The following is a 7265-nucleotide window of genomic DNA, read 5'->3' on the forward strand; positions in this document are numbered from 1 at the left end:
CATTGGGGACTCTCCGGGGGCGATTATGTTTCTCCGGGGCAACTGTGTCTTTCCGGGCGAATTCGGTGTTGTCTGTACAAATTCATGTAAATCGCAGATATCCTGTAAATCAAGCTCGATTTGGAAGGCCCGCCCTTGGTTCCGACGACCAATGGCACCTCAGCCCCTGTAGTTTTCCTCCACTTTTCGTTGATGATCGTATTGCGAAACCACTCGACAGTCGTGTTTCCGTTGATGTACATTGGACAAAACATACCAATGTTTTCAATTACTTACGTTCCCAAATCGTGAAAACCGGGCGACGACGGGTTTCGTCGCTGAAGGCGGATATGGTCGGGTCGCGAACCGGAGAGCAACACGTGCGTTCTAGATATAAGCAACGTTATGCTTGCATGGCGAATGTCTTCGCGTTTTCGGTAGTACTGAAGTACAAGAAGGACGACAGGCTATGAATGAAGTCGAGTTCCTGCGGCCCAGGTTGTGTGGGGAACGCTTCGAAGACGGTGGCATTCCGCTGGAAGTTCTTAAGGATCTCTCAGTCCTTGAAGAGATGCTTAAAAAGGTCGCGAAATGGCGATTCCTCCAGGACCATCCGGAACGTCAACGTATTCCCAAAGGATTCGAAGACAGTATTGAACTGAAACTCTCCGACGTAGAAGCGGGAAGCGCCGTCCCTGTAATCACCTTGTCCGATGCTTCAGCTCATCCCTTTATGTTTCCCTCTCATAACACGCGTTACCTTGAACAGGCCCGTAATTCCATAGTCAACGCCATTGGGGCAGTGAACCAGGGGGAGCCGGCGTCAGGTCATCTGCGGCGACAGGAACTGGTTTACTTCAATCGAATAGGGCGTTTCTTACGCGACGACGAGTACATCGAGTTGATAGCCGACGAGCACTCGACACCGGTTCGGTTGACTTGTGAGACACGGCACAAATTGATTCTCGAGTCTAAGGAAGCCCTACCCGACCGGTACGTTGTACTCCGTGGTCTGATACCTGAAGCAGACCAGGACGGGGGGACGTTCGTGTTGGAACTTCTTGATGGAGGCAAGGTCACCGTTCCTATTCTCGACCAATACATTGATACCATTCTCGAGGCGTTCAACGGCTATCAAAGGAAGGTTCGGGTCCTTCTTCGGGGAATGGGGAAATTCAATCTACAAGATCATTTGGTAGGAGTGGAACCTGTGGAGCAAGTCAGCCGTCTGGATCCTTTGGACATCCATGGTCGTCTTGACGAGTTGCGCTGTCTTGAAGACGGATGGCTCGATGGAGATGGGAAGGCTCCCGGTTCAGATGAACTGGATTGGTTGGCGGCCGGTTTCGACCGGCACTATCCGGAAGACTTGCCTTTGCCATATCTCTATCCGACGACCGAAGGCGGTGTGCAGGCGGAATGGTCTCTGTCGGATTGCGAAATCAGTCTTGAAGTAAATCTCCTCGCTCGTCGGGCGGCCTGGCATCAATTGGACTTGGAAACCCCTGTCGACAATATGCGGGAGTTGGACTTGGACAGCGAAAATGACTGGGCCTGGATCGCTTCGGAAATCCGTTCAATGGCGAAAGTAGGAGTATGAACGCTGGAACAAAGCTACATCGCCAAGTTCATCCCTCTTGGGTACAGGAAGGCCGCGTAACATCCCTAGCATTCAAGCCGACTCCGAAGGATGGTGATTGCCTGTCCGTTTATGACGGCGATCAGATCGACGCCGAAGCGACCTGGCGGCACTACGTAGACATCCTGGGCTTAAACTCAATTGGTGTACTGGCTGTTACAGTTCGGGAGTGCGAGAACCTTGACCTTACCGTAGCGCCCGACCCTGACCCCTTTCCGGAACATGTTTGTATAGACTTTCGAAGTCTCACCAGGAGGGAAACAGAGAATATGGCCAAGGCACTGAGTTCGAAAGCCCGATCACGAGGCTGGCAGTTCAGTCCGTAGGCGTCGTATACGGTGGTGGTGTTTACCCCCTTTTCGTCGTCGACGGTCCGGTAGGAACGGCCATGTCCGGATTCTACGCCCCAGTACCCGTATCGGGTGTCGACGGCGTTGCTTGTGGTATGCCCCGGCGGGATGACGCGGGATACCCTGAGGAGGGGATCGTCGTCGTAGGCGGTCGTGGTGATGCGGCTTCCGGCGGCGGCGCTGGTCAGTGCGCCGTAGGTGTATGAAGGCGCCTGATGCACCGGCCCGAGGAGTTTTTCGGGCTTGCCCGCGCGGTTGTACCCGGTCTGGGTGACGACATCGTTTTCACCAGCCCGCGCGCGGGTCTGTATCCGGCGGGCCAGGCCGTCGAAGGAGCTGGAAAGAACCTCTGCCGGTCCTACGTAGAGGCCAGCCAGGTATCCGTTTCCGGTCTCGCCCTCGGCTTTGAACGTGGGCGTCCATCCTGAGGGCACGGCCACCGAGGCCGATGCTCCCTTGAACCGGGTATCCCGGTGGCCGTAGAGCCATGCGTTCACCTTGCCTGAGGGCACAAGCTCCATTTCGACGCGGGCCCAGGGCCCGCCTGGCCCATTTCCCGGGGCCACGGGGCCGCGGCCTCGAAATCGGTATTCGGCTTAATCCGTACGGGACAGCCCACGGTCCAGGTGGCCGTCGCGCCCGACTCGTCCGCATCATAGATGTACCGGATCGTCTAGGAAGCCGCATCGGTGTCGAAGGCGTAGACCGCGTTCGAGTCGAGCGAAGTGAAGACCTCAGGCACCTCTTCGGAGCGCATCATCCTGCTGAAGGGATCATAGGTGAAATAGCTGACCTTGCCGTCTGCGGTCTGCTGCGCGTTCTGGGAGAAGCGCAGGTTGTAGTGACTGCCGTACCTGTACCATGTGGTGCCGGCTTCCGGTTGCGTCTTCGAGGCCATATCGCCGTGGGCGGCGTTAGGCGTAGGGAGTCACGTCGTCCATGGGCACGGTGGGCCTGATCAGCCGTATCAGGCCATCGTACGCGAAGCGAGTCGTCTTGTCGTTACCCCCGAATCGGCGATAGCGGCGATGAGCCGTCCACACTCGTGGAATTGGCTGGTCACGCGCCTTCCGTGGGCGTCGGTGGCGGTTCTCCATGGGCACCCGGGTGAGGTCCCCTCGCTACAGCGGACGCTGGACGAGACGGTCTGTCCGGACGCCGTTACGGTCTTCGTGCGCATGAGAGGATCGACGCGCAGGTTTATGATCTATTGCGGGCGCTGCCCGGTTGTCCGAACCCTTCTTCGGAGCGTTACCCGAAGATAGGGCCTTGGCATCAACCGGACAGCACGTTTCAACCCGATACGGATCCCGGCTTCGCACGATTCTGCCTGGATGCACTCAAGCGCTGCAGGCACCGTAGAAACTCTGATGCGAAAGGATGACACGGTTCAACAGCATGGCATCATCCCTCGGCATCATACTGTTGGCTTACGGTGAACCGGCCGGGATAGTCGATGCCGGTGACCCACTCGCGGGGGTTGTAGGCATAGGTCCCGGTTGCGATGGCATCGCCCACAACGTGCGTGCTTATGTTGCCCGCCGTTGTGTGGGTGTAGGCGGCCAGCGTCTTGCCCTGTTCATTCCAGACGCGGCTGAGCCGCCCGGCGCCGTCGTAAGCATAACGCGCTTGCGCGCCGTCGGGATAGATGATCCTGGTGATCCTCCCGGCCAGGTCGTAGGCGTATTCGAGCGTCTTCTCGCCGGTGAGGCCCTCGATTTCCACCTGCTTGACGCGGACGCTTCCCAGGTGGTCGTAGGCGTACAGGTGGGTGACTTCGGCGGCCGCGTCCGAGTCGGTATTCTCCTCGACTTTGGTGAGGCGTCCCTGGGCGTAGTTGGGACCGTCGCCGTCATAGGTCATGCGGCTGCGCCAGGTGGTGTTGTCCGACTCGAGGTGTAGGATCTCTCGGGATCGAGGCTGGAGAACGTGGCGGCGGCCTCGCCCGTGCGGGTCACGCGCCCGAAGGCGTCGTAGACGGTGAAGGTGACTTTTTCGGTGGCGTTGCCCGTGCCGGCGGCCTTCTGCCGCGCGTCCTGCGAAAAGCGCATTCTGCCTAGGTCGTCGTATTTGTACAGCGTAGCTGCGTCGGCGTCGGGATGATGCCTGCTGACCATGCGTCCCAGGGTGTCGTAGGCGTAGGACGAAGTCCCGCCGCCCGGCATGGTGGTGGACGTGAGCCTGTCCAGGGCGTCATAAGCGTAGGAGGTTTTGTTGTTGCGGGTGGCGGCGGCGGTGCCCGCCGAGTCGGCGATGACGTGGCGCATGCGCCTGAAGGGGGTCGTATACGGTTGCGGTCAGCACGCCTTTTCGTCGTCGACGGTTCGGTAGGATCGTCCGCGACCGGACTCGGCGCCCCAGTACCCGTATCGGGTGTCGACGGCGTTGCTTGTGGTATGCCCCGGCGGGATGACGCGGGATACCCTGAGGAGGGGATCGTCGTCGTAGGCGGTCGTGGTGATGCGGCTTCCGGCGGCGGCGCTGGTCAGTGCGCCGTAGGTGTATGAAGGCGCCTGATGCACCGGCCCGAGGAGTTTTTCGGGCTTGCCCGCGCGGTTGTACCCGGTCTGGGTGACGACGTCGTTTTCGCTAGCCTCTGCCCGCGTTGTCACCCACAATGTGGGTTTTGATGTTGCCCGCTGCGGTGTATGCTGTGAGCGTATTCCCATGCGACTCCCACATCCGTGGGAGCCTCCCCGCGCCGTCGTAGGCGTAGTAATGCGCGACTGCGGCGACCACGTCCGAGTCGGTGTTCTCCTCGACCCTGGTAAGCCGCCTCTGGGCGTAGTTGGGGCCGCCTGCGACAAAGTCGTCGTCGTAGGTCATGCGGCTGCGCCAGGACGTGGCATCGCGCTCGAAGGGATAGGAACTCTCGGGATCGAGGCTAGAGGAGGCGAGGGCCGCCTCGCCCCCGCGCGTTACGCGCCCGAAGTCGTCGTAGACGGTGAAGGTGACTTTTTGGGTGGCGTTGCAAAGTTGGTACTATCAGGTGGTGTGTTCTAGCGGCATGTTTTCTGCTGGCGATTACGTCAGGAGACAGACCGTGTGTTATTTGTCTATCCACTCTGTTGTTTACTATCCTCGCAAACTATAACCTGATACAAGCTGGAAATCAACAACTAGTTCAACTGGACTTAAACGTCATTACACGGTTTAAAAGGATCAGATCTTTTAGTAAAGTGAAATCCTGCACTTTATTTGAATGACTAAATCTCAGCTTAATCTTTGGGATCACCTGTTCATTAGTGAGTTCAAACAGCGCCAGTATGTTATCGGTGCGTCGCCACTCTCCTTGTTCGTAGTAGATAAACCAGTGTTTACCACTCTGGCCAGCGAATATCAAACGTCTAGGCGATAGGTTATTGACCAATTCATTTGTTTTATTGAAGACTTCATCAGGTTCTGCAATGACGATTACATCGTCAGGACTGGATATCTCGTCGATTAATGGCTTGGGGATTGAAACGACTGAATGGTAAATGACAAATTCTTCCTGCAGCAATAGATCCATTGCCCATTTGGATTCATGAGCCGGTGCACACGAGAAGAGCGTCGAAACATAAAACAGGATTCCTGAGATTACACAGTTCTTGGTGTACCTGAACATAACCATTCCTCGCTATGGATATCTTCCTACTTCTGTTTCTGATCTGAATTTCATGTTAAATTCACAAGGGTAGGAATCACGTCTTTTAGCTCATGTCACTTTCTGCAGTTTACTCCCATCCTAAGTCTAACTCTCGGCTTAATCGACTGTATCGCACAGTTTTGGAGTAAGTTTCTTGATTCTTGGGAAGCTGAACAAGGTATTCTTCAGCGTGTCAGTCCATTAGCACTTTTAGGGTAAATCCTGTTATCGAAATCTCCTTTGCTGAAACAATCAGTTGTCTGAGTCCATCCAAATCAGGAGCTTTTTGAAAAAAAACCAACTCATTTCGAAGTACTACCTGCCCATTAGAGTATTCGTAAAGGAGCAACCGAATGTGAAATCCAATTCCTCCTTCTTCGGAATAGACAAACCAGATCTTATCACTTTGACCTGCGAATATAAGGCGGCTGAACGGCAGGTCTGGGTAGTCTATAATATCTGTTACATTGTAGTCTTCACCAGGATCAACCATGACGGTTATTGCTCTATCACTGGTCTTCGGGATTGCATTGATTATCGGTTCGGGGATAGAATCAACAGTGGTGTAAATCACGAATTCATCCTGCAGAAACTCATCAATTGCCCATGCGATGTCGTGTTCTTGAGCGCACGAAAGTTGCACCGCGTTGAAAAGAACTATACCTGAGATAACCCCACAAATCGGTGACTTACACATTGATCTTACTCCAATCCGAAGATGAACTGGCCTCTAAAATTCTGTTCAAAAACCATGTTTACAACCGGTATCCGCCCCTGTAGTGTGGTATGTTTTCATCGAACGCCATCGATAAAACCGCAAGTATCTCGCCCGTCAAAGCATTGATTCGAACTGTAATCACGTTAGACAAGATAAACCAGGAGTCTGCGCATCAAATCGGATACACCAGTTCGCTGAAACACTATCTAATAGATATATGTTGTTGAATGGATAGGGGCATCTTTGATTCATCTGTTCGCGCAGACTCCCAGTATAGTTTACTATTGTGAATAGCTGGTGAACCTTTCATAATTGGTCTTGCAATCAGCCAATCTCTTACGGACCAGGATCTTCTTCCCGTTCGCCGATTACTTCAATAGGCTCTAGTTCATAATCAGTAACAGAAAGATTAGAAGTTGGACTTTTCGCTATAAACGCCTTTCCATGATGGTCATGTCGTGTATACTCATTCGGACCGACTTCGCCAAATGCCCTCGCTGTTTTGGTTTCGGGTCCGGTTATAACCCTTTGTTCCTCTTTATTCGAATACGCCCCAGCGTCAGTCTTCCTATCTTTTGCGTACTGTTCGGGGTTATGGATATCCTGATCACCGTGGGCTCCTTCATGATCCAATACTGTTGTTGGCGAGAGATGGTTACCACTGGTGGTTTTGATCCCCATCAGCGGGTTCCATAATATAGTTTTGGTATCAGAGTTGTAGCCACTGTTTCCAGGAGTTTCTGCGATGTAGACAATCGACTCATGCCTTTCCAAACGAGCTAGCCGAGCCGATCTTTTGTGCTTGTTCAGGTATTGAACCGCACTAGCGAAGTGCTTTCGGAATTCTACTGAACTGCCGGGAGCAAACCGCAGTTTGTTCCCATCCGGATCCACAAATTTCAGCGGATTATTGGCGGCATAGACATAGGGACTGATCCCCGGATACTCGTC

At 54.3% G+C, this 7265-nt stretch carries 10 protein-coding genes; 1 reads left to right on the forward strand and 9 read right to left on the reverse strand.

Going from position 1 to position 7265, the window contains the following annotated elements; genetic code table 11:
* The first annotated feature begins 448 nt into the window (after positions 1–448).
* Positions 449–1579 carry a hypothetical protein gene (locus tag OXG98_01380; protein MCY3770665.1) on the forward strand — a complete coding sequence of 377 codons (1131 nt, stop codon included), beginning with the start codon at positions 449–451 and terminating at the stop codon, positions 1577–1579.
* Between the two features lie 151 nt (positions 1580–1730).
* Here the strand turns inward: OXG98_01380 and OXG98_01385 are convergent, their stop codons facing one another.
* The 9 genes from OXG98_01385 to OXG98_01425 form a co-directional block, all read right to left on the reverse strand.
* The gene (locus OXG98_01385; protein MCY3770666.1) at positions 1731–2534 is read right to left on the reverse strand and encodes a hypothetical protein; all 804 of its coding nucleotides are present in this window, start codon (positions 2532–2534) and stop codon (positions 1731–1733) included.
* A gap of 107 nt (positions 2535–2641) precedes the next feature.
* Positions 2642–2866, reverse strand: coding sequence for a hypothetical protein (locus tag OXG98_01390; GenBank protein MCY3770667.1), 225 nt, complete (start codon positions 2864–2866; stop codon positions 2642–2644).
* Positions 2867–3372: 506 nt separating this feature from the next.
* Complete coding sequence (locus OXG98_01395; protein MCY3770668.1) at positions 3373–3831, reverse strand: RHS repeat protein; 459 nt, start codon at positions 3829–3831, stop codon at positions 3373–3375.
* On the reverse strand, positions 3828–4235 hold the full coding sequence (locus OXG98_01400) for a hypothetical protein (protein ID MCY3770669.1): 408 nt from the start codon (positions 4233–4235) through the stop codon (positions 3828–3830). The genes OXG98_01395 and OXG98_01400 overlap by 4 nt, the downstream gene beginning before the upstream one ends.
* Before the next feature lie 30 nt (positions 4236–4265).
* Positions 4266–4580 carry a hypothetical protein gene (locus OXG98_01405; GenBank protein MCY3770670.1) on the reverse strand — a complete coding sequence of 105 codons (315 nt, stop codon included), beginning with the start codon at positions 4578–4580 and terminating at the stop codon, positions 4266–4268.
* Positions 4558–4794 (reverse strand): hypothetical protein, encoded by a 237-nt coding sequence (locus OXG98_01410; GenBank protein ID MCY3770671.1) that lies wholly within the window; start codon positions 4792–4794, stop codon positions 4558–4560. The genes OXG98_01405 and OXG98_01410 overlap by 23 nt, the downstream gene beginning before the upstream one ends.
* Positions 4795–5092: 298 nt before the next feature.
* Positions 5093–5575, reverse strand: coding sequence for a hypothetical protein (locus tag OXG98_01415; protein MCY3770672.1), 483 nt, complete (start codon positions 5573–5575; stop codon positions 5093–5095).
* Positions 5576–5789: 214 nt separating this feature from the next.
* Positions 5790–6293: a hypothetical protein gene (locus tag OXG98_01420; GenBank protein ID MCY3770673.1), complete on the reverse strand. Its 504-nt coding sequence runs from the start codon at positions 6291–6293 to the stop codon at positions 5790–5792.
* A gap of 357 nt (positions 6294–6650) precedes the next feature.
* Positions 6651–7265: M91 family zinc metallopeptidase (locus OXG98_01425; GenBank protein MCY3770674.1), on the reverse strand; the 615-nt coding region annotated here is incomplete at its 5' end.

It is taken from the genome of Gemmatimonadota bacterium (assembly GCA_026706345.1).
Lineage (GTDB): Bacteria > JAAXHH01 > JAAXHH01 > JAAXHH01 > JAAXHH01 > JAAXHH01.